This is a genomic window from Zooshikella sp. RANM57 (assembly GCF_050749885.1).
Taxonomy (GTDB): domain Bacteria; phylum Pseudomonadota; class Gammaproteobacteria; order Pseudomonadales; family Zooshikellaceae; genus Zooshikella.
In genome coordinates this window covers 727,685-754,305 of sequence record NZ_JBOIUB010000001.1, presented here as the reverse complement: position 1 = coordinate 754,305, position 26,621 = coordinate 727,685, and the positions used below count along the sequence as shown (strand labels likewise).

At 41.6% G+C, this 26,621-nt stretch carries 28 protein-coding genes and 1 tRNA gene; 10 read left to right on the top strand and 19 right to left on the bottom strand.

Annotated features, from left to right (window positions below):
• Positions 1-30: 30 nt before the first annotated feature.
• From fdx to trmJ, 9 genes are all read right to left on the bottom strand, one after another.
• Positions 31-369, bottom strand: coding sequence for an ISC system 2Fe-2S type ferredoxin (gene fdx / locus ACQ96U_RS02890; RefSeq protein WP_431719724.1), 339 nt, complete (start codon positions 367-369; stop codon positions 31-33).
• Positions 369-2,237 carry a Fe-S protein assembly chaperone HscA gene (gene hscA, locus ACQ96U_RS02885; protein ID WP_431719723.1) on the bottom strand — a complete coding sequence of 623 codons (1,869 nt, stop codon included), beginning with the start codon at positions 2,235-2,237 and terminating at the stop codon, positions 369-371. The genes fdx and hscA overlap by 1 nt, the downstream gene beginning before the upstream one ends.
• 24 nt (positions 2,238-2,261) lie before the next feature.
• Positions 2,262-2,807 (bottom strand): Fe-S protein assembly co-chaperone HscB, encoded by a 546-nt coding sequence (gene hscB / locus ACQ96U_RS02880; protein WP_431719722.1) that lies wholly within the window; start codon positions 2,805-2,807, stop codon positions 2,262-2,264.
• Positions 2,808-2,830: 23 nt separating this feature from the next.
• On the bottom strand, positions 2,831-3,154 hold the full coding sequence (gene iscA, locus ACQ96U_RS02875; RefSeq protein ID WP_431719721.1) for an iron-sulfur cluster assembly protein IscA: 324 nt from the start codon (positions 3,152-3,154) through the stop codon (positions 2,831-2,833).
• Between the two features lie 77 nt (positions 3,155-3,231).
• Positions 3,232-3,648: a Fe-S cluster assembly scaffold IscU gene (gene iscU / locus ACQ96U_RS02870; RefSeq protein WP_431719720.1), complete on the bottom strand. Its 417-nt coding sequence runs from the start codon at positions 3,646-3,648 to the stop codon at positions 3,232-3,234.
• A 36-nt stretch (positions 3,649-3,684) separates the two neighbouring features.
• Positions 3,685-4,899, bottom strand: coding sequence for an IscS subfamily cysteine desulfurase (locus ACQ96U_RS02865; RefSeq protein WP_431719719.1), 1,215 nt, complete (start codon positions 4,897-4,899; stop codon positions 3,685-3,687).
• Between the two features lie 46 nt (positions 4,900-4,945).
• Positions 4,946-5,455 (bottom strand): Fe-S cluster assembly transcriptional regulator IscR, encoded by a 510-nt coding sequence (gene iscR / locus ACQ96U_RS02860; protein ID WP_431719718.1) that lies wholly within the window; start codon positions 5,453-5,455, stop codon positions 4,946-4,948.
• A gap of 132 nt (positions 5,456-5,587) precedes the next feature.
• A complete protein-coding gene (gene cysE / locus ACQ96U_RS02855; protein WP_431719717.1) occupies positions 5,588-6,433 on the bottom strand; it encodes a serine O-acetyltransferase in 846 nt (281 codons plus the stop codon).
• 98 nt (positions 6,434-6,531) lie between these two features.
• Positions 6,532-7,269 carry a tRNA (cytosine(32)/uridine(32)-2'-O)-methyltransferase TrmJ gene (gene trmJ, locus ACQ96U_RS02850; protein ID WP_431719716.1) on the bottom strand — a complete coding sequence of 246 codons (738 nt, stop codon included), beginning with the start codon at positions 7,267-7,269 and terminating at the stop codon, positions 6,532-6,534.
• A gap of 354 nt (positions 7,270-7,623) precedes the next feature.
• Between trmJ and ACQ96U_RS02845 the strand changes: the two genes are divergently transcribed.
• Complete coding sequence (locus ACQ96U_RS02845; protein ID WP_431719715.1) at positions 7,624-8,442, top strand: inositol monophosphatase family protein; 819 nt, start codon at positions 7,624-7,626, stop codon at positions 8,440-8,442.
• An 85-nt stretch (positions 8,443-8,527) separates the two neighbouring features.
• On the opposite strand, the gene ACQ96U_RS02840 is transcribed toward ACQ96U_RS02845, so the two are convergent.
• From ACQ96U_RS02840 to queA, 6 genes are all read right to left on the bottom strand, one after another.
• Positions 8,528-9,220, bottom strand: a complete 693-nt coding sequence (locus ACQ96U_RS02840) for an SDR family oxidoreductase (RefSeq protein WP_431719714.1) — start codon at positions 9,218-9,220, stop codon at positions 8,528-8,530.
• Between the two features lie 104 nt (positions 9,221-9,324).
• The gene (secF, locus tag ACQ96U_RS02835; RefSeq protein WP_431719713.1) at positions 9,325-10,239 is read right to left on the bottom strand and encodes a protein translocase subunit SecF; all 915 of its coding nucleotides are present in this window, start codon (positions 10,237-10,239) and stop codon (positions 9,325-9,327) included.
• Between the two features lie 24 nt (positions 10,240-10,263).
• On the bottom strand, positions 10,264-12,126 hold the full coding sequence (gene secD / locus ACQ96U_RS02830) for a protein translocase subunit SecD (protein ID WP_431719712.1): 1,863 nt from the start codon (positions 12,124-12,126) through the stop codon (positions 10,264-10,266).
• A gap of 85 nt (positions 12,127-12,211) precedes the next feature.
• Complete coding sequence (gene yajC / locus ACQ96U_RS02825; protein ID WP_431719711.1) at positions 12,212-12,544, bottom strand: preprotein translocase subunit YajC; 333 nt, start codon at positions 12,542-12,544, stop codon at positions 12,212-12,214.
• A gap of 70 nt (positions 12,545-12,614) precedes the next feature.
• Positions 12,615-13,736: a tRNA guanosine(34) transglycosylase Tgt gene (gene tgt / locus ACQ96U_RS02820; protein WP_431720128.1), complete on the bottom strand. Its 1,122-nt coding sequence runs from the start codon at positions 13,734-13,736 to the stop codon at positions 12,615-12,617.
• A 56-nt stretch (positions 13,737-13,792) separates the two neighbouring features.
• On the bottom strand, positions 13,793-14,827 hold the full coding sequence (gene queA / locus ACQ96U_RS02815; RefSeq protein ID WP_431719710.1) for a tRNA preQ1(34) S-adenosylmethionine ribosyltransferase-isomerase QueA: 1,035 nt from the start codon (positions 14,825-14,827) through the stop codon (positions 13,793-13,795).
• A gap of 196 nt (positions 14,828-15,023) precedes the next feature.
• Here queA and ACQ96U_RS02810 point away from each other — a divergent pair.
• The 3 genes from ACQ96U_RS02810 (at position 15,024) to ACQ96U_RS02800 (ending at position 16,289) form a co-directional block, all read left to right on the top strand.
• Positions 15,024-15,110 (top strand) — tRNA-Leu (locus ACQ96U_RS02810).
• Between the two features lie 413 nt (positions 15,111-15,523).
• Positions 15,524-15,676: a hypothetical protein gene (locus tag ACQ96U_RS02805; protein WP_431719709.1), complete on the top strand. Its 153-nt coding sequence runs from the start codon at positions 15,524-15,526 to the stop codon at positions 15,674-15,676.
• Positions 15,677-15,791: 115 nt separating this feature from the next.
• Entirely contained in the window at positions 15,792-16,289 is a 498-nt protein-coding gene (locus tag ACQ96U_RS02800; protein WP_431719708.1) for a hypothetical protein, read from the top strand.
• Between the two features lie 16 nt (positions 16,290-16,305).
• On the opposite strand, the gene ACQ96U_RS02795 is transcribed toward ACQ96U_RS02800, so the two are convergent.
• The gene (locus ACQ96U_RS02795; protein WP_431719707.1) at positions 16,306-17,916 is read right to left on the bottom strand and encodes a methyl-accepting chemotaxis protein; all 1,611 of its coding nucleotides are present in this window, start codon (positions 17,914-17,916) and stop codon (positions 16,306-16,308) included.
• 592 nt (positions 17,917-18,508) lie between these two features.
• Between ACQ96U_RS02795 and ACQ96U_RS02790 the strand changes: the two genes are divergently transcribed.
• A complete protein-coding gene (locus tag ACQ96U_RS02790; protein WP_431719706.1) occupies positions 18,509-18,682 on the top strand; it encodes a hypothetical protein in 174 nt (57 codons plus the stop codon).
• Positions 18,683-18,914: 232 nt separating this feature from the next.
• Positions 18,915-19,334, top strand: a complete 420-nt coding sequence (locus ACQ96U_RS02785; RefSeq protein WP_431719705.1) for a hypothetical protein — start codon at positions 18,915-18,917, stop codon at positions 19,332-19,334.
• Positions 19,335-19,438: 104 nt separating this feature from the next.
• On the opposite strand, the gene ACQ96U_RS02780 is transcribed toward ACQ96U_RS02785, so the two are convergent.
• Entirely contained in the window at positions 19,439-19,828 is a 390-nt protein-coding gene (locus ACQ96U_RS02780) for a hypothetical protein (RefSeq protein WP_431719704.1), read from the bottom strand.
• Positions 19,829-20,280: 452 nt separating this feature from the next.
• On the opposite strand from ACQ96U_RS02780, the gene ACQ96U_RS02775 reads away from it, so the two are divergent.
• A complete protein-coding gene (locus ACQ96U_RS02775) occupies positions 20,281-20,760 on the top strand; it encodes an RDD family protein (protein ID WP_431719703.1) in 480 nt (159 codons plus the stop codon).
• Positions 20,761-20,886: 126 nt separating this feature from the next.
• On the opposite strand, the gene lptG is transcribed toward ACQ96U_RS02775, so the two are convergent.
• Both lptG and lptF read right to left on the bottom strand, forming a co-directional pair.
• Positions 20,887-21,951 carry an LPS export ABC transporter permease LptG gene (lptG, locus tag ACQ96U_RS02770; RefSeq protein ID WP_431719702.1) on the bottom strand — a complete coding sequence of 355 codons (1,065 nt, stop codon included), beginning with the start codon at positions 21,949-21,951 and terminating at the stop codon, positions 20,887-20,889.
• A 4-nt stretch (positions 21,952-21,955) separates the two neighbouring features.
• Complete coding sequence (gene lptF, locus ACQ96U_RS02765) at positions 21,956-23,068, bottom strand: LPS export ABC transporter permease LptF (protein WP_431719701.1); 1,113 nt, start codon at positions 23,066-23,068, stop codon at positions 21,956-21,958.
• A 625-nt stretch (positions 23,069-23,693) separates the two neighbouring features.
• On the opposite strand from lptF, the gene ACQ96U_RS02760 reads away from it, so the two are divergent.
• From ACQ96U_RS02760 to ACQ96U_RS02750, 3 genes are all read left to right on the top strand, one after another.
• The gene (locus tag ACQ96U_RS02760; protein ID WP_431719700.1) at positions 23,694-25,190 is read left to right on the top strand and encodes a leucyl aminopeptidase; all 1,497 of its coding nucleotides are present in this window, start codon (positions 23,694-23,696) and stop codon (positions 25,188-25,190) included.
• Positions 25,191-25,393: 203 nt separating this feature from the next.
• Positions 25,394-25,843 (top strand): DNA polymerase III subunit chi, encoded by a 450-nt coding sequence (locus tag ACQ96U_RS02755; protein WP_431719699.1) that lies wholly within the window; start codon positions 25,394-25,396, stop codon positions 25,841-25,843.
• The gene (locus ACQ96U_RS02750; RefSeq protein ID WP_431719698.1) at positions 25,840-26,487 is read left to right on the top strand and encodes a hypothetical protein; all 648 of its coding nucleotides are present in this window, start codon (positions 25,840-25,842) and stop codon (positions 26,485-26,487) included. The genes ACQ96U_RS02755 and ACQ96U_RS02750 overlap by 4 nt, the downstream gene beginning before the upstream one ends.
• Positions 26,488-26,621: the final 134 nt, after the last annotated feature.

Genomic DNA, 26,621 nt, shown 5'->3' with positions numbered 1-26,621 from the left:
CCAGGCTTAATTTTGTACAGGTAAAAGTCACTAGTGTCTTTCAGAAACCTGGTTAACTGTATACTTAGGAATTTCTACGACAAGATCCGAATCACCAACCACTGCTTGACAGCTTAAACGAGATTCAGACTCCAATCCCCACGCTTTATCCAGCATATCTTCTTCCAGATCATCCGCAGGCTCCATAGAATAGTAACCTTCGCGAACAACGACATGACAGGTAGTACATGCACAGGATTTTTCACAGGCATGTTCTATTTCAATATCATGTCGTAATGCCACATCACATATAGACTCACCAGCTTCTGCTTCAACAACAGCACCCTCAGGGCATAGCTCATCATGAGGTAAAAAAACTATTTGTGGCATTAATGTTGTTCCTCAGTATCAAAATCTGCAATCGAGTGGCCTGACAAGGCTTTACTGACAGCGGCGTTCATTCTACGTGCAGCAAACTCATCCGTTATTTTGGCGGTTTGTTCAATAGACTGCTTAATAGCTTCAGCATTTTCTCCTTGAGCTAATTGCCGCAATTGAGCAACTTCATGATCGACATGCTGACGTTCTTCAGCATTTAATAGCTGCCCATCTTCAGCCAGCGCGGATGTAATCGCTTCCAGCAGTCTTTCAGCTTCTACTTGCTGCTCTTTCAGATTACGCTGGTCCGCATCATCCTGGGCATGCAGATAAGAATCTTGCAACATAGTTGAAATTAACTGATCAGAAAGGCCATAAGATGGTTTAACTTCAATGGTACTTTCAATTCCCGAACTTAACTCTTGGGCATTGACACTCAACAAACCATCAGCATCTACCTGATAGGTTACCCGCACCTTAGCAGCACCCGCAGCCATAGGAGGTATACCAGATAAAACAAAGCGAGCCAAAGAGCGGTTATGTTCTACCAGTTCCCGTTCCCCTTGCAGAACATGAATAGACATCGCCGTTTGACCATCTTTATAGGTGGTAAATTCTTGTGCTCTCGCGATTGGGATAGTGGTATTTCGATGAATAACTTTTTCCATCAAGCCCCCCATCGTCTCTAACCCCAACGACAAAGGAATTACATCAAGTAACAGCATATCGTCAGAACGCTTGTTACCTGCCAGCACATCCGCTTGGATGGCCGCCCCTAAGGCAACAACACGATCAGGGTCAATGGAAATTAAAGGCTCTCTATTCAGTAAAGAAGAAACGGCCTGTCGAACGGCTGGCACTCGTGTTGAGCCTCCGACCATGACCACTTCATTAACTTCATCAACTTTTATGTCAGCATCCCGAAGTGCTCGCCTAACAGCACGTATCGTTTTTTGAATCAGAGGCTGAAATAAGTCATCACATACTATGCGCAGCAACGTGCCTGACCAATTAAGGAAATGAACCTCAACTTCATTACTCTCCGTCAGTGCTTCTTTAGCTTTACATGCTGTTGAAAGGAGAGAGCGCTGCTCTGAAGTTGAAAGCGTTTCAGCACTCAGTCCAGCCTGCTGCATAATCCACTCAGCAATACTGTGGTCAAAATCATCGCCACCTAATGCCGAGTCCCCACCTGTCGCTAATACTTCAAAGACGCCTTTTGACAGACGCAAAATGGAGATATCAAACGTTCCTCCGCCTAAGTCATAAACAGCAATAACACCTTCCTGGCGCTGATCTAAGCCATAAGCAACGGCTGCTGCTGTTGGCTCATTTAACAATCTCAACACATGGATACCTGCAAGGCGTGCTGCATCCTTAGTCGCTTGACGTTGAGCATCATCAAAGTAGGCGGGTACAGTAATAACAGCACCCACTAAGTCCCCCCCAAGACTTTCCTTTCCTCGGGCAACAAGTACTTTTAAGATTTCAGCAGATACCTGAACAGGATTAACTTCACCGGCGCGTGTTAGCAAGTTAGGCATGCCGCCATTATCAACGAACTGGTAGGGACAATAGTTACCTTGCTGCTGAATATCTTGGAGACCACGCCCCATCATTCGTTTCACTGAAATAATGGTATTTTCAGGATCATCTGCTGCTTGCTGTTTGGCTTCAAGCCCTACTCGAACCCCGCCTGTCTGGTAATGCACCACTGAAGGTAATATATGATGACCTTGTTCGTCTGCAAGGGTCTTTGGCGAACCACTGCGAACAGCCGCTACCAATGAGTTGGTTGTGCCTAAATCAATGCCTACTGCCAGCTTTCTTTGATGCGGCTTAGGACTTTGGCCTGGTTCGGATATTTGTAACAACGCCATCTTTAATCGTTTAACTTATTTGGGTTAAAAATCGTCTAAAAGCTCTGCTTCAAGCTCAGTGACCTGTTGCTGTAATTTTGTCAAAAAGTATAATTTCTGGACGATAACAGCCGCTTGCTCAAGTGCTGTAGGATCTTTTTGATCCCAAAGATTTGAAAAGGCTTGAAACAGATCTTTCAATCGCTCATCAACAGTTGTCTGCAACTCTTGAAGAGCTACTTCAGTATCTATAGCAGAGCGTACTTCTTCCAGCGCTTCACGTAGCGCCATTTGCTCCATCAAAAACTCACTATCAAATACTGTTGTGCTATCCAACTGAGGATCTACACCCTGTAACTTCAGTAAATACTCTGCACGAAGTAAATCAGAGCGCAGTGATTGATAGGCTTGATTGATATGAGCTGTACACTGGACGGCTAAACGTTGTTGCTGCTGAGATTCAGCGGCAAAATTATCAGGATGGAATGATCGCTGTAACGCTCGATATTTTTCTGCAAGATTTGCTTTATTGATAGCAAAGCTTGGCGCAAGCGCAAACAGCTCAAAGTAATTCTGCTTTAGCTCAAGCATTCGAGGATCTCTTTACTACCTAGTTAAATTGAAAAGCTTTCACCACAACCACATTCACCTTTAACGTTTGGGTTGTTAAACTTGAACCCTTCATTTAACCCTTCTTTGACAAAGTCGAGTTCGGTACCATCCAGGTAAACTAAGCTTTTTGGATCAACGTAGAGCTTAACACCATCCTGCTCATAGAGCTTATCCTCTGGCGCTGCATCATCGACAAACTCCAGCACATAAGCTAATCCTGAACAACCTGTCGTTTTGACCCCTAAGCGAATACCATCACCCTTACCACGATTTGCCATCTGTTGACTGATATGGTTGACGGCTGCAGTGGTCATTGTGATTGCCATAAATGACTCCTCTAATAGCAATAATGCTGTAAAGGTAAGCACTTTACAGCATCGTTCGCTCCAACTGTCAGTAGCGTTTAGCCAGCAGCAGTGTTGTTAGTAATGTCAGACTCAGGCGATTGCTTGCTTTTATAGTCCTGAATAGCGGCTTTAATCGCATCTTCCGCCAACACAGAACAGTGTATTTTTACAGGAGGTAGTGCCAACTCTTCAGCAATGGTGGCATTCTTAATCTGTGCAGCTTCATCCAACGTCTTACCTTTCATCCACTCAGTCGCTAGCGAGCTTGAGGCAATTGCAGAGCCACAACCATAGGTTTTAAATTTGGCATCTTCAATCACCCCTTGACCATTCACTTTAATCTGCAAACGCATGACGTCACCACATGCTGGTGCGCCCACCATGCCCGTACCTACTGCAGGGTCTGCGATATCCATTTTTCCCACATTACGGGGGTTTTCGTAATGGTCTATGACTTTATCACTGTAAGCCATTTGGTTAACTCCTCAGCACGAAATCAGGCAAAATTATTAGTGGGCAACCCATTCAACCTTACTTAGGTCAACACCCTCTTTATACATATCCCATAAAGGCGATAGCTCTCTTAACTTATCCACGGCTGTACGCACTTTCTGAGCGGCATAATCTATTTCTTCTTCGGTTGTAAAGCGGCCAAAACTGAAGCGAATAGAGCTATGTGCCAATTCGTCAGACAGACCTAGTGCTCTCAATACATAAGATGGCTCAAGACTGGCAGAAGTACATGCAGAACCAGAAGAGACTGCCAGGTCTTTCAGCGCCATAATTAACGACTCACCTTCAACAAAGTTAAAACTTACATTGAGGTTACTGGCAACGCGCTGCTCAAAGCTACCATTGACATATATTTCTTCCATGTCCTTAATTTGATCCCAGAAGCGGTTACGTAGCTTTAGCAAGCTAGCCTGTTCAGTTGCCATTTCTTCTTTAGCAATTCGAAAGGCTTCACCCATACCGACAATTTGATGGGTGGGTAAAGTACCTGAACGCATGCCACGCTCATGACCTCCGCCATGAATCAGAGCTTCCAAACGCACTCTTGGTTTACGGCGCACATATAACGCACCAATACCTTTTGGACCATAAGTTTTATGTCCAGAAAAAGACATTAAATCGACCTTCATTTTTTCCAGGTCAATGGCCACTTTGCCAGTACTTTGGGCTGCATCCACATGGAAAATAATATTTTTACTACGCGTAATTTCACCAATCTCCGCTATATCATTAATCACACCAATCTCGTTATTGACATGCATAATGGAGACTAAAATTGTGTCTTCACGAATGGCGTCTGCTACAGTTTCAGGGTGAATAATGCCGTCTTTATCAGGGTCCAGATAAGTCACTTCAAACCCTTCACGCTCTAGCTGACGGCAAGGATCAAGAACTGCTTTATGCTCTATACGAGAAGTAATAATGTGCTTGCCTTTCTTGCTATAAAAGTGTGCAACACCTTTGATAGCTAAGTTATCAGCTTCTGTAGCACCAGAAGTCCAAACAATTTCACGAGGATCACAGTTAACCAGCTCCGCTACTTGCTTTCGCGCCAACTCCACAGCCTCTTCCGCTTTCCAACCAAAGGCATGTGATCGGGAAGCTGGATTGCCAAACACACCATCCACTGTTAAATAGTCAGCCATTTTTTGGGCAACACGAGGATCTGCAGGGGTGGTGGCTGCATAGTCAAAGTAAATCGGAAGCTTCATGAGGTTAACAACTCCAACAAAAGGCTAATCTATTCAATCAGGCAAATTATATAATCTGTGACGTATTAATGCGCTCATCTTGCGAAGGATCTAGTGAAGGATGATCTTGTTTTATTTGTTGTTTTTCATCCTGACGTGAAGCTACAAAGCGTACTTCACGGCGCGCCACCAAATCTGCGAGACTGATATTACTTAAAAAGGAATGAATTTGGTTACTTAAATCGCACCACAAGTGATGAGTAAGGCAAATATCGCCCCGCTGACAATCATTACTACCATGGCACCGAGTCGCATCAACTGTTTCATTAACAGCATCAATAACTTCTGCGACATAAATCCCTGAACTTTCACGACTGAGACGATAACCGCCTCCAGGCCCACGAACACTACTCACAAGCTGGCAACGACGTAATTTAGCAAATAGCTGTTCAAGATAAGAAAGAGAAATACCCTGACGCTCAGAAATATCCGCTAATGCAACAGGGCCTTTTTCAGCATGCAGCGCTAGATCGAGCATTGCCGTTACGGCATAGCGCCCTTTGGTGGTTAAACGCATAATATCAGTCTCTTTTTATGCTGCAGTTCATTACAAAGTCTTGCGACGTATTATGCTTTAACCAAGTAAATTGATCAAGTATATAACCCTATAAATTAGTCAAGTATGCAGTTTAACAGTCTACTGCAATTCTTAACTTTCATTCATTTCTTTAATCTTTTCTTCATGGGTGGCTTGCTCTTTACAAGAAGCCTTCACCTCAGATTCATGAGCCTCAACAGGGTGCTCACTGACACATTCAAAGTCTTCTTCTTTTAATGTCGGCAAATTGTTATCACAATAGTCTACACCCAGTTCTTTCAGTGCTTTACACATGACAACAATTTTATCATCAACCGCCAGCATATGATCCAAAATACCTGTCATGGCTTTTGCTACTGGATCAGGCATATCTGCTACACCGTAAGCATCAAATCCCATTTTGTTAGCCATTGCCTGCCGTTTTGCATCTTCTTCAGACATTTCTGCATGCTTAATAATTCTACCTGGTATACCAACAACTGTTGCACCATCTGGTACTTCCTTAGTTACAACCGCGTTTGAACCAACCTTAGCATTATCACCCACAGTAAAAGGGCCCAAAATCTTGGCGCCAGCACCTACTACTACACCATTACCCAGTGTCGGGTGACGCTTACCTTTATTCCAGGTCGTACCACCAAGTGTTACGCCTTGATAAAGCGTAACATCATCACCAATTTCAGCTGTCTCACCGACAACAACACCCATCCCGTGGTCGATAAAAAAGCGGCGGCCAATCTTAGCCGCAGGGTGAATTTCAATGCCTGTCATCCACCGCCCAAAGTTAGAAATAAATCGCGCTAGCCATTTAAAACCCTTAACCCATAATTTATGACTTAATCGATGCAGTAATACCGCATGTACACCAGGGTAATTAGTCAACACCTCAAAAGCATTACGAGCAGCAGGGTCGCGATGAAAAACGCTGGCAATATCCTCTTTGACCCGTTCAAACATAACCACTCCTGTAAAAAATGATTGTGTAGTCACTACTGGCTTTAGTCTTTGTAGCGTTAAAGCTTCATCGTTGTTTTAGCCGCCAGCATTGAGCAAAGTTATTTATTTTTAGTCTTATTCTGTGTCTGGCTCAAAATACCACGCAAAATTTGAACTTCTTGCTGCTCTAAACGAGCACGTTGATATATTCGTCGAAGTTTAGTCATCATTGAGTGTGCAGAAGCACTTTTGAGGAAATTTATTTCTTGCAGTGTTTGCTCAAGATGCTGATACAAATGCTCTAACTCTGCACTAGTGGCTAATGGTGCATCATGGCCAGAAAGAGGCTCGATTGACGGGCTTTGACTGGCCTGCAACGCTTGCATTCTAATTTCATAAGTCATCACTTGGACTGCAGCACCAAGATTAAGCGAACTGTATGTTTCATTGGCGGGAATATGGACATGTAGCTGGCACAAGGCCAGCTCATCATTTGTCAGACCATGTTCTTCTCGGCCAAATATCAGTGCAACTTCTCCCTGCTGAGCTTCAGTTAAAAGCTGTTGAACGCATTCCCGAGGATTTACCAAAGGCCAGGGTACTTTACGTTGCCGCGCACTGGTTCCAATCACCAGTTGGCAATCAGCCACAGCCTCAGCTAATGACGCCACCACTGTTGCCTGCTGTAAAATATCATCTGCACCAGCAGCCCGACTGGTAGCATAGGGGTGAGGAAACTCATCAGGAGAAACAAGCATCAGCTTTGTTAATCCCATGGTTTTCATTGCGCGAGCTACAGCACCGATATTTCCTGGATGGGAAGTATTTACTAAAACAATACGAATGTGTTCTAACACCGACCTAACTGACCTCAATTGATGATACAAATATTTAGTACCTTTACTTAGCTTACACAGTCTACTAAGCAGGTATTTATAAAGGTATTTTCTAAACAGTTTCATGCAATATTGCTTTTAGTTAGTACTTAAAGCAATGTTGCATACCAAGGTGGATAGTGACTTCTAGTGTAACAAAACCCTTGATAAGGCACTATGTAAGTTTCATATCAAAAGCTAAGGCCAAAAATCTCCTTCTTCTAAATAACCTAAGCTTCAAAGAAAAAATAAGTAATCATGCGGCTTATTGAACTGCAAAGTATTTGATATAGTTAGCGTCTTATGTTCTTTAAAACCTCAGGTAGATGAGTCGCTATGCAACCTATGCTCAACATTGCCCTGCGTGCAGCTAGAAGCGCAGGAGAAGTCATACTCCGTGGCTATGAACAATTAGACCTCCTGGAAGTGAGTGAAAAAGCTCCACACGATTTTGTTACTCAAATTGACACAGCTGCAGAACGAACCATCATCAAAACACTGCGCAAAGCTTACCCTGACCATAGTATTTTTGGTGAAGAGTCTGGTCATAGGGAAGGTAAAGACAGTGGCAAAGATTATCTTTGGATTATCGATCCACTTGATGGAACCAGTAACTTTATACATGGTATTCCACACTTTGCAGTATCCATTGCCTGCCAATACAAAGGCCGTATAGAACATGCTGTCGTACTTGACCCAATCCGTGGAGAGGAATTTACCGCTTCACGAGGAAAAGGCGCTCAACTCAATGGCCATCGCATAAGAGTAAGTAATAGAAAACAAATGCATGATGCCTTAATTGGTACAGGTATTCCCTTCCGTCAAGACCAAATGAAACACGCAGAAGCCTATTTTGGCATGATGAAAAGTATTGCTGAAAAAACAGCAGGCATTCGTCGTGGTGGTGCTGCAGCTCTTGACCTAGCGTATGTTGCAGCTGGGCGGCTTGATGGATTTTGGGAGTATGGTCTTAACCAATATGACATGGCTGCAGGTATTTTATTAATCCTTGAGTCAGGTGGATTGATCGGTGACTTTAGCGGCTCTCATAGCTACTTTGAAAGTGGTCAGGTAGCATGTGGTAATCCAAAGTGCTTTAAGTCACTCCTACAATTAATTCACCCTTTCCTGACACCCGATATGAAAAAAGCGTAAATACTTTTCGTAATACCTTTTACGAATAATTTTTAGGCTTTGCTGTCAGCTTTTTTCTTCATGATAAAAGCTGACGCCTAACTTTTTACCAGGGAATTAATTGACCATCGTAAGCGACAAAATTGCCCGATTTTTCCAACGTATTATTATCCAACACTTGCTTAATACCGTTAATAGATGTTGGTGTATCTATGAGTGCATTTGGCCCACCCATCCGTGTTTTTACCCAACCTGGGTGTATAATAGCAACCTTAATATTATCAGCCGCAAGATCAATCGCTAAACTTTTTGCTGCTGCATTTAGTGCTGCTTTTGAACTACGATAAATATAACTACCACCACTGCTATTATCAGCAATACTACCCATTTTACTACTCATCACTGCAATTTGTTTCAGCTCACTTTGCTTAATCTGGTCAAGAAAATATTTAATAAAAATAAAAGGTGCTACACTGTTTACGTGTAATACACTGAGCCATTCTTCTGCAGATATATCATTAAATTGATATCCCTTAGGTCCATATGCACCTGCATTCATAAAAAGTAAATCAATAGTCTGCTGCTTATACTTTTCAGCTAGAGCCTGAACACCTTCCTCTTGAAGAATATCAACTTGTTCAATGCTAATACTTGGGTACTGCTCTGCTAATGTTTTTAATTCATCAGCACTTTCAGGTTGACGACAACAAGCAATAACCTGCCAATTATCACTGGCATACTGCTTTACCAACTCTAAACCCAATCCTCTGCTAGCACCTGTTATTAGCATAGTTTTCATAATAAACTCCACTTACTGGACATTACCTGTCTTATTTTATGTTAAAAAAAAGCGGCAATCGCCGCTTTTTCTAAAAAGAACACTGAAGATCCTGTTAATCAATATTAAGGCATATCATCAACCACTTCTTCCTTTTCTGGAGGCAATAAATCTTCCCTACTGACTTTCATTGCTATCAACACATTAGCAGCAACATAAATTGAAGAGTATGTACCAATGACTACCCCAACAATCAGTGCAAGTGAAAAGCTTTGTAGTGATTCACCAGCAAATAACGCTAATGCAATTAACACTAAAAGTGTTGTAATAGAAGTAATCAATGTTCTACCAAGGGTTTGAGTCAATGAATGATTAATGACTTCAACGGGTGTTGCAGAGTGCATAATACGAAAGTTTTCGCGGATTCGATCAGAGACCACAATCGTATCATTCAGCGAGTAACCAATGACGGCCAAAATAGCCGCAAGTACTGTTAAATCAAAGGTGATGCCTGTCACTGCAAAAAAGCCCAAAGTGATAATCACATCGTGAATCAGCGCCAATACCGCACCCAGAGCAAACTTTAACTGAAAGCGCAAAGCAATATAGACCAGCACTACCGCTAAAGCTAACAGCATCGCGAGCCCACCTTTTTCTCGTAGCTCTTCACCCACTTGCGGCCCAACAAACTCTACACGGTGTAACTCAACGGATCCAGCAGAAGCCTTTGATAAAACTTCAGCCACTTTGTCACCTTGCTTGGGATTATCTCCTGGTAAACGAACTAAGATATCCGTCGCAGATCCATACTCCTGTACCGTTGCCTGATCATAACCCGCAGCCTTTAATTGCTCACGAATATCATCAAGACGAACAGGTTTATCATAACCCAGCTCAATCAGTGTTCCACCCGTAAAATCCAAACCATACTGCAGGTTATTTACAATCAGTGAGCCAATTGAACCAATTATTAGTGCTAACGAAAATATAATCGCCAACACCCGAGCATTCATAAACTGAATGACACGTTCATTGTTCATAGTCGTTATCCTCATGCTGGCTGATTAAATCCATAGTTTTTGCAACGGCTTACCACCAAGGAACAAATTAACCATCGCACGCGAAAAGAAAACTGCCGTAAATAGCGAGGTCACAATCCCTATCGCCAACGTCACTGCAAAGCCCTGTACAGGCCCCGTACCAACAGAGAGTAAAATAATGGCTACAATAAATGTGGTGATATTTGCATCGAGGATTGCCACAAATGCCCGGTTATAGCCTTCATGGATCGCTTGCTGAGGTGAAAGCCCTTGTAGCATCTCCTCCTTAATCCTTGAGAAAATAAGCACATTAGCATCTACAGCCATCCCCACCGTCAACACAATTCCAGCTATACCAGGTAGTGTAAGTGTGGCTGAAAACATCGATAATACTGCGACAAGCAGTACAAGGTTAAACGTCAGAGCAATATTGGCAAATACACCAAACACTTTGTAGTACACCAGCATAAAGACTAGTACTAGTGCAAATCCAACCGCAACAGACTGGAAGCCCATTTCAATATTAGCTTTTCCCAAGCTTGGGCCAATTGTACGTTCTTCAACAAAGTACATGGGGGCGGCTAGTGCACCCGCCCGAAGTAGCAGCGCTAACTCAGAAGACTCGGCAACACTATCTAAGCCCGTAATTCGGAACTGCGTATTAAGCGCACTTTGCACTGTTGCCAAACTTATAATGTGTTTTTCTTCCCGGAAAGACTGCTTAATCTCAGTCACTTCCTTGCCATTTACAACTTTTGTCACTTCCTTGGGTGGAAGTGGCTTCTGCTCAATAAAGACAACCGCCATTCGGCGCCCAATATTATAGCGCGTTGCCCGGTTCATCAGATCACCACCATTACCATTTAAGGTAATATTGACTTGTGGCCGGCCATTTTCATCAAAACTGGCAGATGCATCAGAAACCAGATCACCGGTTAAAATAACTTCGCGCTCTACATTAGCAGGTGGATTTTTATCATCTCTAAATCGAAACTGCTCAGTCGCCGTTGAGTCAGCTTTCGCTTCCATACGAAATTCAAGATTTGCCGTTTTTCCAATAATATTTTTTGCTTGAGCCGTATCTTGAACACCTGGTAACTCAACAACAATTCTATTTCTACCTTGTCGCTGAACTAATGGTTCAGATACCCCTAGCTCATTGACCCTATTACGAAGAGATGTCAGGTTTTGCTTTATTGCGTAGTCTTCGATCTCCATTAACCGAGCTTCAGCAAAATTGTAAGCCAGTAGATACTTATCACCGTCATCAATTACACGAGTGGTCAGCTCATTATGTTCTGCTTTGACCATTCGCTCAGCTTTATCACGGTCAGCGGCTGAACGAAATGCTAATTGATGTGTTTTGTCATTCAAGATAGGCGCATTGCGATAGCGAATACCTTCTTTACGCAACATGGTGCGTATTTCACTATCCAGTACTTTTAAGCGAGACTCCACCGCTTTATTCATATCTACTTCAAGTAAGAAGTGAACACCACCACTTAAATCCAACCCCAGCTTCATGGGCTCTGCACCAAGAGATGAAAGCCATTCAGGGGTTGTGGGGGCTAAGTTTAAAGCAACAATATAGTCCAAACCTAATTGGTCATGGAGATAGGATTTGGCCATCGCCTGATTATCCATTTCAGTCAGACGAATAAGTAAATTGTTGTCTCCTAGTTCAACTGCTTTGAAGGGGATTTTTGCTTCTTCAAGAATTTTCTTGGTACGCTCAACTAACTGTTCATTTACAGTTACTGAGCGGCTATTGCTACGAATTTGTATGGCTGGATCAGCGGGATATAAATTTGGTAATGCATAAATACCGCCTACCACAATAACAAACACAATAAGCAAGTACTTCCACAGTGGGTACTTATTGAGCATGGCTGTGCCCTGTTCCTTTTGGTTAGCAAACATGTCAGGGCACACAACACTAATCAGTTATTATACAAGCCCTGACGAGTGATGATTAAATGGCTTTGATAGTACCTTTAGGCAAGCTAGCCACAATTGCAGCCTTTTGGAAATTAAGCTGGGTATTATCATTAACTTGTAGTGTGATAAATTCATCAGACACTTTGGTGATTTTGCCAATTATGCCACCATTTGTTACCACCTCATCTCCTTTCTGAAGTTGAGACAACATTTGCTTATGTTCTTTCGCTTTTTTCTGTTGTGGTCTGATTAAAAGAAAATAAAAGATGGCGAAAAAACCAACCATCATCAACGTTGTCATCCAACTACCACCAGCAGGCTGACCCGCTGCAGCATCTGCAAATGCTTGTTCAATAAACAAACTCATGCAATAAACTCCTCAACATTCACTATGTCAAAACCTAAAAAATCAGCTAAATCATACCAAAACTGAGCAATTACTCAGTTTCGAGTGGAGGAACATCCATGCCACGTGCATGATAAAATGCTGTCACAAAATCGTTCAATTTACCGGCTTCTATAGCTTCACGCAAACCGGCCATTACTCGCTGGTAGTAACGTAAATTATGGATCGTATTCAATTGCGAACTAAGAATTTCACCGCACTTATCTAAGTGGTGTAGATACGCTCGACTGAAGTTCTGACAGGTATAGCAATCACAGGTTTCATCTAAAGGACCCGTATCATGTTTATGTACTGCATTTCTAATTTTTACAACACCTGCCGCTGTAAATAAGTGTCCATTTCTCGCATTTCGAGTAGGCATGACACAGTCAAACATATCAACACCTCGACGAACACCCTCAACCAAATCTTCTGGTGTACCCACTCCCATCAGGTAACGTGGTTTGTCCTCAGGCATCAATGGTGTTATACCTTCTAATACACGAAACATCTCGTTTTTAGGTTCACCAACGGATAATCCACCAATCGCATAACCATCAAAGTCAATTGATGTTAATCCTGCCAATGACTGCTCACGTAGGTTTTGATACATCCCACCCTGAATGATACCAAACAGCGCACTTGGACTATCACCATGGGCTTCTCGGCTTCGCTTAGCCCAGCGGAGGGACATTTCCATGGACTTTTTGGCTTCAGCTTCTGTCGCGGGGTAAGGCGTGCACTCATCAAAGATCATAACAATGTCAGAGCCTAAAGCACGCTGAACTTCCATGGAACGTTCTGGACTCAAAAACACCTTAGCACCATCGACAGGTGAGCGAAATGAGACTCCTTCCTCCGTGATCTTACGCATTTCCCCCAGGCTAAATACCTGAAAACCTCCAGAGTCGGTTAAAATAGGTTTATTCCAGCCATTAAAGTCATGTAAATCGCCATGCTTACTAATAATTTCTGTACCAGGCCTAAGCATCAAGTGAAACGTATTGCCCAGAATAATTTGAGCACCTATAGACTCAATATCCTTCGGTAGCATACCTTTTACAGTGCCATATGTTCCGACTGGCATAAAAGCTGGCGTTTCTACCACACCTCTTGGAAAAACCAAACGAGCACGTCGAGCCTGACCATCTGTTGTCAGCATCTCAAAGCGCATAAAGCATTCAGATCTACTCATATAATTGCTAATTTGTAACCAATAAAGTCAACAGTTTACGCATTTCTGCGGATTAACAGCATAGCATCACCGTAGCTAAAAAAACGATAATGCTCTGCTACCGCTATTTGATAGGCTTGCATGATATGCTCATAGCCTGCAAATGCGGATACTAACATCAGCAGTGTTGATTCTGGCAGATGAAAGTTGGTAATCATTAGGTCAACACACTGAAACTGATAGCCAGGAAAAATAAAGATATCAGTTTCCCCTTGATAGGGTTGAATATGACCTGAACGCGCTGCAGTTTCTAACGACCTTACTGTTGTAGTACCCACCGCTATCACTCGACCACCACGGGCTTTCGTTGTAGCTATTTGGTCACAAACAGTTTGGCTAACCTCAAGGTACTCACTGTGCATTTTATGCTCAGCAATGGTTTCAACTCTAACAGGTTGAAATGTCCCTGCTCCTACATGAAGGGTAACGAAGGCTTTTTCAACCCCCTTGGCCGCTAATTTGTCGAATAGTGTCTGCTCGAAGTGCAAACCAGCCGTTGGGGCTGCCACTGCTCCAGCAGCTCGACTATATACTGTTTGATAACGCTCTCGATCAATTTGAGCATCATCACGATCAATATAAGGTGGTAGTGGAATATGCCCAATCTTATCCAACAGAGCTAATACTGACAGATCTCCTAAAAAACGGAGTAAAAAAAGATCGCCTTCCCTACGCTCCATTTCGGCTTGTATACCTTCATCAAAACAGAGTCGTGTTCCTGGTTTCGGTGCCTTACTTGCACGCACATGGGCTAACACTGAATGCTGGTCGTCCAGAATACGCTCAACTAATACCTCAACCTTCCCCCCCGAGGCTTTGGTACCATAAAGCCTTGCAGGGATGACTTTTGTATCATTCAGTACAAGTAAGTCTCCAGGCTGCATATAGTCAACAATGTCAATGAATGACTTATGCTCTAGCGAACCAGAGTTACCATCAAGCACCATGAGGCGGCTTGCAGAACGCTGGTCAGTCGGGTAACGGGCAATCTGTTCTGCAGGTAATTCAAAACTGAAATCTTTAACGCGCATACTATTCAATTAAACCGCAAAAAACGGCCATTTTAACGGAAATAGTTTTTTGAGACATTAACTTTATCAAGACACTCGACGTACAGCACTGTTTAAATTCTAAACAGGCAACTGATTTAATTCACTTTTCCTGTCTTGCCTTAGTTTAAAAGCATTGACCTTCGCAATAGGTTTGCTATACTGCGCCGCACGTTTAGCCCGGGTGGCGAAATTGGTAGACGCAGGGGATTCAAAATCCCCCGCCTTTGCGGGTGTGTCGGTTCGAGTCCGACCCCGGGCACCATCGCCAAATGTCTGATTTTCAGACCTGCAGTTGTTTCAAATACCTAAATTTACTTAACTAGTGCGATTTTAATCGTAGACTAAACGTTGTCAGAATTTTCCGCTGACACACTACCTGATTTACCTCTCAGAAAAACTTCCTAATACTTTTCACCTTAACAGTACTGACAACATCACCAAGATTCTCCTTTCCTCTAAAGCCTCATTTGCAAAAGCATAAGTTCATACCATCGCGTTTTAGATGACAACTTTTTTCAATACTGGCTGCCTTCATTCACACAAGTTAAGCTTTTGACTTTCTATGAACTAAGAAATTAAACGATTAGTATCAATCCTTGATACCTCACTTAACAAAATATCCCCCTGAGTACAAATCAATTAATCTCCTCTCCACACCTCACAGGAGATTTTCACATGATTTCAACTCTTTTCCCTATTTCTGAGTTTCCACATTTGGTCAACTATCCTCAAACGCTGTCACCATTATGTAATAGTGGTTTTTTGTTATTCTCAGGATTAGCATTGCTTGGCATCACTGCACTTTCAATCGCAATAACCAAACAGTAACTAACTATAATTAATACGTATCGCTTATACAAAAGAATTAAAACACCTATTCTATTGACGTATTTAATTTGCGCACTAACTTTACTATTAAGTGGTATTAATAAGGATATTGATTATGACCACCGTCGAATGGATGATTATTTTTTGCGGTATCAGTGCAAGTTTCGCTACTATTCTTTATTTAGTCATACCATGGAAAGTATTGAGACTTAGTTTTGTAAAGGGTAATGACCGAAAACTAGGTTTAATATGGAGAGAAAAGGTTAAAATAATCGACTATCAACTCTCTCCAACCCCGAATCCTATTAGAACAAAAGAATTAAATACTTATATTCTATCTTCTTTATTTTTTCTTTCAGGTTTTTTAGTTTACATTTATACAACTCATACTTATTTTCCTTTCAACATAATAACCAATGAACTTTTTCATGCTTTCGTTTTAACACTCTTCTTTTGTGTTTTAACCTATTTTCTCTGGCATATACAAGATACTCTTATTAAATCATCTACAACATTCAAGCTTTGGATTATTAATCTAAGCGCAAAATTCATAATGCGTAAACATTATAAAGGCAAACACATCCCGCTTTCTTCGCACAATTTTTGTAAATAATCGACACTAAAAATTATTATAAAGTAAACTTACTAACAAGTTGCCTTAATGTTTTTACAATATCGTGCAATGCTGATGACACATCGGAAGTATGTGCAGCTTCTCGAGCAGTACTTATACTTGCCTGTTGCATACTGCTAACACGTTCTGCCATATTGATAGCCACTTTATTTTGTGCTTCTGCTGTTGCAGTTACCTGATCATTTAATGCAGAAATTACGGAAATCTGTTTTGCAATCTGTTCCAGTGTATCACTGGTTTTTTCAACCTGCTCCACAGTCAAACTAACCATCGAACTGGACTCTTCCATTGATGCAGTAATTGATGAAATTCGCTGCTGTAAACCCTGCATGCTAGCCGCAATCTCTTTGGTTGAGTCCTGTGTTTTGGCCGCTAAAGCCCTTACCTCCTCAGCGACAACAGCAAAGCCACGACCGGACTCTCCAGCTCGAGCAGCTTCAATGGCTGCATTTAATGCTAATAAGTTGGTCTGTTCTGCAATCCCCCCAATCACGTCCAAAACCTTATTAATCGAACGACTTTCCTCTGCAAGCGTTGAGATTAGCCCACTATTTTGCTGAAGCTTTTGGGTAAACTGCTGAATACAGTTAATCGTCGTTGCTGATGTTTCAACCCCGATTTTAGAGGCCTCCTGACTTTCCTGAGAAGCTTTAGCGGCCTCAGCAGCATTGTCATTAACCAGCTCAGAAAGATGCGATAAGTCCTCAATTTCAGCCTGCAACTGCTTACTCAATGACTCTTGCTCAACAGCAGCAGCCTGAGTCTGCTTCGCCAATTGTGAGACTTGATCTGCATTACTATCCAGTTGTTCTGTTGTAGTCGTCACCTTACCCAAGCCAGCCTGAAAAGACTCAAGTAAACGGTTTATAGCAGCACCCAGCATGCCAATTTCATCATTCCCATGCAACTTAACACGCTCATTCAGTAGTGCTCTTTCAGCTATAACAATCACTTGTTTAGCCTGAGATTTCAGCACTCGTATTATGTTACGGTGGATTAAAAACACGATAAGGAGTAAACCCACACCAAAAAGCACACACAACCAAACCGTTGCATTCAGTACATGCTGCTGAACCTGCCTATCCAGGCTTGCCAGAGAATATGTCACTCTAACAGCCCCCAGTACTGTTCCTTCCTCTACAGTATGACAACCCAAGCAATTGGTACCTCGAAATGAAGCTTGTGCTACCACAGGCTTAACAACCGTTATCGCTCGCTCACCTTGGTGTTGACTAATAACCACTTGTTGCTGACCCGCAATTCCCTTTTCATCTAGCACATCTTTAACTGCCTCAGAACGTTGCCCTTCTCCGAACTGCTTATTTAAGCTTGGTGAACGAATCAGTCTGGCATCCACAATATTCGGTTGTTGCAGAATTCGCTCTTGTAACAGCTGACGGTTATTGATAGTCCCCATAACCATCATCATATTCAGACTATCGAAATAACTATCGGCAGCCTGTAGCGCTTGTTGTTGCGCAAGCTCTTCACCCAGCTTTTTTTCTTGTAAGTTAGTCAACCAAAGAGTAGCCACAAGCACAATCATAAAACTTAGTGTACTCAACAGAGCAATCTTATAAGCGATTGATATAGATGACCATTTCATAAAGCCCCCACCGACCTGTCTCCCTGCACCCAGCCCATTTAACTTTTCTTATACCTAGACGTTTACTACTCCTTGCAAAAGGTCATCCTGGACCTAAATCTTTACCTCAGTTAGATTAGTGTCCCCCTTATATGTGAACGACTGCAGGCCTTTTTCTCTTCCAACTCTGCATTAAAAGTAGAATTAACAATGCTCCCTGTCTAATTTTGAAGAAACTTTCCTCTGGAGGGCAAAAAATATTAATAAGAAAAAAGCGCCACTAAACTCCAACTTAATTGCAGTCAATATCCGCTTTAAACATACTAATAACCGAAATATTGAGAAGAGTAAAAATGCTAAAAAAACGAAAAGACACGCCTAGTTAAACTGTGAATTAGACACACTTTTAAAGTTATCATTTACAGTACAATCAGTTCACACAGATAGCATAGACTCCGTCACTTGAATGGTAAAAATTTTATCCCAAAAGCATTATTTCTTTCGACAAGATAATGTTTTCCCAAATGTATAGTCGACATCCAGCACAGTTTCTATGTTTATTTGATATAACACATGTCAAGCATCAACATAATAGGCAACAAAGATAACTTCTATGGAAAGCAAAAAAACAAGCCCTAACAAGGAATCAAAAGCTAACTACCATGAAGATCAAGTCTGTTTTCGTCATGGTATTTACCAAGCACAACACCCAAATAAAAGAACTAACAAAAATCCTACTTTTATTAACACTCTCATCAAATCTGTTACAAATTGGCTAAAAAAATAAAGTTAATCACTTATAATTTGAAATATTTCACAAATAAATTTTTCTTGCTAATCCTACTAATTACCTACAGACATCTACAATTAACAAAAAATAACCCTATACTTGTAATAAAATAGCTTTTCAAGACTTTATTCACGTTATTTATGCGACAATTCGTTATCATTAATCAGGACCATTTGAAATAAAAACACTTATTTTTAACACAATCCAACTTCGACATTGCGCATAAATCATGGAACATTCAGAATTACTCAACACGTTTAAAGCGATTATAGGTAACAGCTACTCCGGTTGGCATGATGAAAATATGTATGCCGCAGCCCGGTTTCTACAAAACTTGTCTCCCGAGGATAGAGACTTTTTAGCTAATACTATTTTAAATAAACCTAAATATTGGCAAGAGCGTATTGCCAAAGTAATGCATCAAGCCACTTATAATGAGCGAATCACAATCCTTACGCGACTTCTTCACTCTCAATATCTTGATGTAGCTCTCATTGCAGCATCTGCACTAGAGAAAGCTCAAGCAGTGCTTGAAGAAGATGAGAAAAAGCGGGTTGCTGAAATTCTAAGTGGCTTACATTTACATCCACACCATATGGGCTACTATTCTCAGCTTGAAGGTTTTCTAGAACGCCTCGAAAGAGCCTGAGGTTCTTTCGAGGTAATTAGGCAATAATAATTAAAAAGAAACCGGAATTAGGAGTAATACCAATTTTGAACAGTTAACACTTTAAGACAATTGCCAATAATTGCCTAACTGATTAGTACTCGCTCTTTTTCTACTGCAGCAATAAATGCATGTGCGGCTTCTACAGGGTCAGTCACTTCTTTTGCTGTATGTCCTGTATGCTCAAACTCTAGTAGCAGATTAATGACTTCAATGCCGTATTCTGCATCTATCCAGCTGGCATACATTTGAGCTAGCTCATTTTTAGCATAAGAAAGGCCTTCGCAGGAGCTTACCAGACTATCTACACTTGCTGACATCTCTAAGCTCATTTCTAATAAAGTCTGTTGAGTCGCTTTTTCTTGCAGCCAACGGGCCGGAGACAGGTTAGTGCCAACACCTGATACCAGCCATAAATCATCTAAACAAACTCCCAGCTCATTCACTCTAACGGGTTTATTTCTTAAACTCAGCATCAATGTGTCCATAACCTTTCGTCACAACAATAAAGTGATACGATTAAAATAATAAACTTGTTTTATTTCAAGTATTACACTCCATCCAAACTTTGGGCATACTAATTGATCACTTGCGATGTGATCACAAATCAACACACAACACATAAAATTTGTTAATATAGTCGACTTGGGGTTAACAACATAAGCATGCAAGAAAGTTACTGCTTCCCCATTATGATTAATCAATCTTGAGTGTCACTATACACTGTAGCTTGAGTGTCACTCGAAAAAGTAACATAGATTCTGCAAGTAGGGTTAAAACGTCTTTACCTGTATAAAATACAATCATGAAAGCTATTTGAGGTTTTATAATCTGTCAGAAAAAGACAGGAACTTAATAATCTAAAAGTTTTTTGATGGATATACACAGGTAATACTAATAACAACCACTAGAAAGTTAGTTAATATCTATGGAAAAAACGACAACCACTCTACCTTCCGCTCCATTATGGCGACGAATTGCCGCCATGTTTTATGATACCTTGTTACTTCTTGCCTTAGCTTTACTTACAACTGGTCTATACTTGTTTGCTCTCGTACTCATTTTGGGAACAGAAGAAGTTAAGATTAGAACTGCACAAAATGCATTTGATCCTCTATTAGCCTCAATCCTCTTATTTGTTTTATTTGGTTTTTTCGCCAAATTCTGGACTGTCAGTGGTCAAACATTAGGTATGCAAGTTTGGCGGGTGAGAGTGCAAAACGCAGATGGCACAATGATTCGTTTAAACCAGTGCTTGCTTCGTTTTATGATAGGAATGGTCTCTCTTGGTTTAGGGGGCGCAGGCTTTTGGTGGATGCTAGTCGATAAAGATAAAAAAACGTGGCATGACCGTTACTCCATGTCAAATGTAGTATTATTGCCTCCTAAGCCCAAAAAAAGGTCATAAGCTAACTAGATCTCTTATCTTGCTGCCCCCAAACACACAATACAGTATCGTAGATTTCTAACTTATAACTTGGCCCCAACTCAAAACGCTGAGGCAAGGTCAATGTGTTTGATGACGAGCTTAAACTTAACCTGCTCGACGTAAGAGAATACCCCCAACCAATATACAAATTATGATCGGAGCTAAAATAGCAAGCAACGGGTGAAAACCAAAGACCAGACTTGATGGCCCCAATAAGTCCTGCAAAATACTAAACACTAGACCAACAACAACCCCCGTAAATACTCTCAGCCCCATCGTCACTGTCCGCAAAGGACCAAAAATAAATGAGATGCCAATAAGCACTAGAGCAATTACCGCTAGAGGTTGCATGACTTTACGCCAAAATGCCAGTTCATATTCGCCCGCATTTAGCCCTTGTGCTTTAAGATAAGCAACATAGGTATAAAGTCCTTGGATAGCTAAATCATCAGGCTTAACAACAACAACATTTAGCAGTTCTCTGGAAAGTGAGGTATTCCACTCCAACCTTGGGACTGTAACGGTTGTAACTTGGTCATTCTCAAACTTATTCAGGGTTAAATTCTGCAAAACCCAGTGATCACCCTGGTAAATAGCTTGCTCAGCAAAACTGGACTCAAGCAGTTCTCGCTGTTTATTAAACTTCATCCGAGTAACACCGTGTAACTTACCATTAGGTTCAACGGCATTAAAACGCATGAACTCATTCCCTTCTCTATGCCAAAGTCCCTGCTGAGTGAAGCTTTGTTCACCATCTCCACTACGCGCAACGGCTCGTCCACTATCAGCAAGCTGCTCAGTCAAAGGGGCAACATATTCCCCAATGGCTAAACCTACACAGATAATTAGCAGCGTAGGCTTTAACACTGCGACTAATATTCGCGTCAATGACACACCTGCTGCCCGCATTACGACTAGTTCACTATTACTAGCCAATGCACCTAAACCAACCAAACAACCAATCATCGCGGAAAAAGGAATAAACTGATAAATCCGTTTTGGAATCGTCAACAACGTATATTCCAATACTTCGGCCATTTGGTAGTTTGCCCGCATACTTTCTAACTGTGCAACAAAGCCAAACAGCGTATCCAGTGCAACAATGATTAATAAAACAACCAACACAGCACCAAGCACATGACGACCAATATAACGATCTAAACGACGCACTGACTTACCCCTCCTGCTCTACGGGCTGTGTTTTTCGCTTTAAAATACGTGGTAAGTTATCCTTGCTTAGAAGCAGCCATGCAACGCCAATAAAGATAAGGTGTGCAGGCCACAACACGGGAAAAACACTCACTTTGCCGTCTTCAATTGCGCCTTTTAGCCCAATCAGTATTCCAAGATAAAGCAAGTAAATTAACACCGCTGGCAGTAGTTTTAAAAAGCGTCCTTGTCGAGGATTCACTTTACTGAGAGGAACCGCCAGAAAGGTAATGACTAATACAATAATAGGCAGTGAAAGACGCCACTGTAATTCGGCCTGATGTTCTGGCTTATCAGAATGCCATAAGACACTTGTTGCAATTGCTTTTTCTTTCGGACTTTCTTTTGTTACTTTGCTTTCGGGCATTTTGATGCCGTACACTTTATACCTGGTCACTCTATAATCAGGCTGACCAGGCGTACCATCATATCGATACCCATTATGCAGCATTAAATAACGTGAGCCTGTAGCCTCATCTATTTGCTGAGTGCCCTCCTCAGCGACCAAAACTGTCAGGCGTCGTTTAGTATCATCTGGATTACTGTGCGAAATAAACACATTCCGCATACGCTGGCGGTCATCAAACAACTCTTCTGTGTATGTCACACGCCCAGCACCTTCTTGCCCCTGAAAACGACCAGGCACCAAGGTTTCAAATTCTGTCATGGCATCCTGTTGAGCAAAGATATTCTCAACATGATTTGCCCCCCAAGGACTAACAACAATCCCCATAAACCCCACCAGGATAGCAATAAACGCTGCAGGAATAAGGGTTAACTTAAGAATCTGGTTTTGACTAACGCCACAAGCCGTTAATATAGCCATCTCGCTTTCCACATAAAGACGACCATACGCGAGTAATATGCCTAAAAATAAGCCTAGGGGAATAATTAGTTCTAAAAAACCTGGCAGTCGGTAGCCCATAATGGCAAACAAAAAATCTGCCCGTAACTGCCCAGTAGCAGCCTCACCCAAATAACGGATAAAGCGACCACTCATAATAATTAGCAGCAGCACACCACTGACGGCTGCCATTGTGTAAACAACTTCTTTTGCCAAATACCGAAAAATAATCAACGGCTGACGCCCTTTTCTATAGCCAAAATTCTAAAACCAGAAAGCCCAACACTGCATAATTTGTTGTACAATCATCCAAAATAGTAAGGACAAATTAGTACCAATTTAGCTACTCAGTGCATCATCACTCAAGCACTGAGCGTGAGTCCACCAAGAACTATACCTGAGACTCCAAAGAGCAAAAAAAGTTACGCTTTTCAACCAGTTTGCTCTCTTTACTCAGACAAAATAGTACGGCACCCATTCACTCTTGTGCTAAAGGTGTGTAAATTTGTGAACTAAGGAAACTAACTGATACACTAGGTCGCCAGAAGTGTGAATGTTTTTGCAGCATTGTTCAATACAAAACATAAGAAATCTCACCACTCTTCGTTCATTATCTGCAAAGCTAATCACACCTAAGCACTTTTAACACGCCCCACAGAGGATGGTTTAAAGGAGGCTAGCCAGGCTCAGGCTAGAAAACAGTATAACCAAATGGTCAAGTGTGCTGATATTGCCATTAGTCGTTAAAGTTAAGCAACTGAATTCATTTCTGTAGCTACGCACACATAGTTACCTCTCTTTTAAACCAGTCATGACGGGGATATATCCTGCATACTGACTTATAAATAATGGAGTATTCATGGACTTCGTTACCAAATCCACTCACCCCAGTGAACAGTCAACAGACTGCTTAATTACTGCTGTTTTCGCAAATCAAACGTTATCTACAGCGGGTGAAGCACTGGACCAAGCAAGTGAAGGTTATTTAAGCCAAGTATTAAAACAAGGAGATATAACAGGTAAATCAGGAGAAGTGCTCCTACTACCTCATGTCCCAAATGCTAAAGCAAAGCGTGTATTACTGGTGGGTGCTGGTAAAGCAGAATCCTTAACCCCTAAAAAGTTCTTATCCATCGTCAACAGCGCCATCAGCAGCCTTTTGAATACTGCAAGTAAAAATGCAGTGATCACTTTAGCAGAAGATTTGATTGTTGGTGATCACGATAATTACTGGAAAGCACGACAAATTATCCAGGCTATTGGCCAGCAGCACTATTCGTTTGATCAGTTTAAAACAGATAAAAAAGCCTTAAAAAAATATGCACTGACCAAAGTTACATTCTGCCACAGTGAAAAAGATGAACAGCAAAATCTGAAAAAAGCTTGTCACCATGGCAAAGCCCTCATTAGCGGTATTTATAAAGCCAAAGACTTAGGCAATCTTCCAGCCAATGTGTGTACACCACGTTATCTAGCAAAAGAAGCAAAAGCTTTAGAGAAAGACTTTAATAACGTTAAAGCCACAGTATTAACAGAAAAAGAAATAAAAGCGCTAAATATGGGCGCGTTTCTCTCAGTCACGGCAGGCACGGAAGAACCTCCTCGCCTCATTGTCGTCGAATATAATGGTGGTAAAAAAAGCCAAGCCCCTTATGTGCTGGTCGGTAAAGGTATTACCTTTGACAGTGGGGGGATCAGCTTAAAACCTGCCGCTAATATGGATGAAATGAAGTACGACATGTGTGGTGCTGCTAGTGTAATGGGCACATTACGCACTATTGTTGAACTACAGTCACCTATTAACGTTATCGGTATCATTGTTGCCGCAGAAAACCTTCCCAGTGGGAAAGCCACTAAGCCAGGTGATATTGTCACCTCAATGTCAGGCCAGACCATTGAAATCCTGAATACAGATGCCGAAGGCCGTCTGGTACTTTGTGATGCACTAACATACGCTGAACGCTACAAGCCTGCTGCAGTCATTGATATCGCCACACTGACGGGTGCTTGTGTTGTGGCGTTAGGTGCACATACCTCAGCCCTTTGCAGTAATAATGATGAACTGGCCAACCAGCTACTCAATGCTAGTCAAAGCGCCTATGATCGTGCTTGGCAGCTTCCTCTCTGGGAAGACTATCAGGAACAGCTTGATAGTCCATTTGCAGATATGGCTAACATTGGTGGACCTAAAGCAGGCACAATTACAGCGGCTTGTTTCTTGTCTCGCTTTACCAAAAGCTACCCCTGGGCACATTTAGATATCGCAGGTGTTGCCTGGACGGGAGGTGAGAAAAAGAATGCCTCTGGACGACCTGTTCCTTTGTTAACCCAGTATCTTATTGACCAAGCCAACTAACCTTTTAACATAGCAAAATGGCTATTTTGGCTTTGAATCACTAAACTATACATCACGTGTACCCAAAGCAAGTTTCTCATGTTTCTGGGTATGCGGATGATAGAAACTAACTCGAATAAAGCGTTTCAAGTATTTCGAGCCTATCTATTCTTTCTGTCTGTCTGCTGATCTTTCCTTGCCACATACGAGTAGTAATAGTTTTTATGCCGCGAGTTGACTTTTATATCGTCCAAGGCACCACGCAAGATGCCCAATGGCAATTCGCTTGCCGACTTATTGAAAAAGCTTACAAAATGGGGCACCACATTTATATACATTTAAATACACAAGCCGATGCTCAGCTTTTTGATCAACTTCTGTGGTCTTTTCGTGCAGATAGCTTTATCCCACACCATGTTCTTGACAGGGAAAAAGCAAGTTATCCCAATAATAAAGTGGCGATTGGCTGGCAAGACCCTGCTCATCCCCCTTATGATGTTTTAATCAATTTAGCCAACACGATTCCTGAAGCATTTTCACATTTTAACCGTGTCTCAGAAATCGTTTATGGTCATGAAGAAAGTCGCAAAAACTCTCGTAAGAACTTCATGATTTATCGTGAAAGTGGTTATCCTTTGCACACACATGACTTACGAAAAACGATGCGAGAATGACTAAGCTCAAACCATCCAGAGAAAAAACAGAAGCCTTAATTCATGACCTAGAGTCGATAAGAAGCCTTTTGGATGATGAACAACCCACTTTTGCTCACACACCAAACACGCCTGCTTTCAACCTAGTCAGCGCGAATGGTGAAATAGACAATCTGGGTAGCACTAGCAAAACAGACAACACTGATGAAACAGATCTCTTTTTTGTATCTGAGAGCTTAGTGTTTGATGATGATGGCGCATCGGTTCAGCGCTATGATGACAAAATCCCCACATTAGAAGATATTGCAGAAACTGATTTACAAACAAATCAGCAAGAAATACCTGTGTTACAAGACATACCAACCCTGAATGGCTCAACAAACCCTTTTCTTCCTGTAGAGACTTTGGATAAACTTAGCAGCCTCAAATCTACCCAGCTTCACCAGGAAGCAGAACAACATAAACAGGCTATTTTTACTGAAGTGTCACAAGCAGAATCATTAAATCAAGCTAAAAAAAATAAACTGAAACGCGCTCTAGAGTTAGAGAGCGAACTTATTTTGCAAGAAATCATTGATGAATATATCCCGCAGATAGAAGCTGAGTTTCATAAACGCTTACGCTCTGAAATACAGCAGATTGTTAACCGATTTATGGATAATTAGGCCAACATTATCTTATTTCCCCGTATTTGGGGTATGACTTACATGCTATTTACGCGAGTCCATTGACTTAATCATGCTCAACACACATTAGTTTTACTAAAAACAATTAACCCGATAAGCTATTCCACTTCATT

Coding starts and splice junctions, on each gene's coding strand:
- fdx (WP_431719724.1), bottom strand. CDS start 369: ATGCCACAAATAGTTTTTTTACCTCATGATGAGCTATGCCCTGAGGGT.
- hscA (WP_431719723.1), bottom strand. CDS start 2,237: ATGGCGTTGTTACAAATATCCGAACCAGGCCAAAGTCCTAAGCCGCAT.
- hscB (WP_431719722.1), bottom strand. CDS start 2,807: ATGCTTGAGCTAAAGCAGAATTACTTTGAGCTGTTTGCGCTTGCGCCA.
- iscA (WP_431719721.1), bottom strand. CDS start 3,154: ATGGCAATCACAATGACCACTGCAGCCGTCAACCATATCAGTCAACAG.
- iscU (WP_431719720.1), bottom strand. CDS start 3,648: ATGGCTTACAGTGATAAAGTCATAGACCATTACGAAAACCCCCGTAAT.
- ACQ96U_RS02865 (WP_431719719.1), bottom strand. CDS start 4,899: ATGAAGCTTCCGATTTACTTTGACTATGCAGCCACCACCCCTGCAGAT.
- iscR (WP_431719718.1), bottom strand. CDS start 5,455: ATGCGTTTAACCACCAAAGGGCGCTATGCCGTAACGGCAATGCTCGAT.
- cysE (WP_431719717.1), bottom strand. CDS start 6,433: ATGTTTGAACGGGTCAAAGAGGATATTGCCAGCGTTTTTCATCGCGAC.
- ACQ96U_RS02845 (WP_431719715.1), top strand. CDS start 7,624: ATGCAACCTATGCTCAACATTGCCCTGCGTGCAGCTAGAAGCGCAGGA.
- ACQ96U_RS02840 (WP_431719714.1), bottom strand. CDS start 9,220: ATGAAAACTATGCTAATAACAGGTGCTAGCAGAGGATTGGGTTTAGAG.
- secF (WP_431719713.1), bottom strand. CDS start 10,239: ATGAACAATGAACGTGTCATTCAGTTTATGAATGCTCGGGTGTTGGCG.
- secD (WP_431719712.1), bottom strand. CDS start 12,126: ATGCTCAATAAGTACCCACTGTGGAAGTACTTGCTTATTGTGTTTGTT.
- yajC (WP_431719711.1), bottom strand. CDS start 12,544: ATGAGTTTGTTTATTGAACAAGCATTTGCAGATGCTGCAGCGGGTCAG.
- tgt (WP_431720128.1), bottom strand. CDS start 13,736: ATGCGCTTTGAGATGCTGACAACAGATGGTCAGGCTCGACGTGCTCGT.
- queA (WP_431719710.1), bottom strand. CDS start 14,827: ATGCGCGTTAAAGATTTCAGTTTTGAATTACCTGCAGAACAGATTGCC.
- ACQ96U_RS02805 (WP_431719709.1), top strand. CDS start 15,524: ATGATTTCAACTCTTTTCCCTATTTCTGAGTTTCCACATTTGGTCAAC.
- ACQ96U_RS02800 (WP_431719708.1), top strand. CDS start 15,792: ATGACCACCGTCGAATGGATGATTATTTTTTGCGGTATCAGTGCAAGT.
- ACQ96U_RS02795 (WP_431719707.1), bottom strand. CDS start 17,916: ATGAAATGGTCATCTATATCAATCGCTTATAAGATTGCTCTGTTGAGT.
- ACQ96U_RS02790 (WP_431719706.1), top strand. CDS start 18,509: ATGGAAAGCAAAAAAACAAGCCCTAACAAGGAATCAAAAGCTAACTAC.
- ACQ96U_RS02785 (WP_431719705.1), top strand. CDS start 18,915: ATGGAACATTCAGAATTACTCAACACGTTTAAAGCGATTATAGGTAAC.
- ACQ96U_RS02780 (WP_431719704.1), bottom strand. CDS start 19,828: ATGCTGAGTTTAAGAAATAAACCCGTTAGAGTGAATGAGCTGGGAGTT.
- ACQ96U_RS02775 (WP_431719703.1), top strand. CDS start 20,281: ATGGAAAAAACGACAACCACTCTACCTTCCGCTCCATTATGGCGACGA.
- ACQ96U_RS02760 (WP_431719700.1), top strand. CDS start 23,694: ATGGACTTCGTTACCAAATCCACTCACCCCAGTGAACAGTCAACAGAC.
- ACQ96U_RS02755 (WP_431719699.1), top strand. CDS start 25,394: ATGCCGCGAGTTGACTTTTATATCGTCCAAGGCACCACGCAAGATGCC.
- ACQ96U_RS02750 (WP_431719698.1), top strand. CDS start 25,840: ATGACTAAGCTCAAACCATCCAGAGAAAAAACAGAAGCCTTAATTCAT.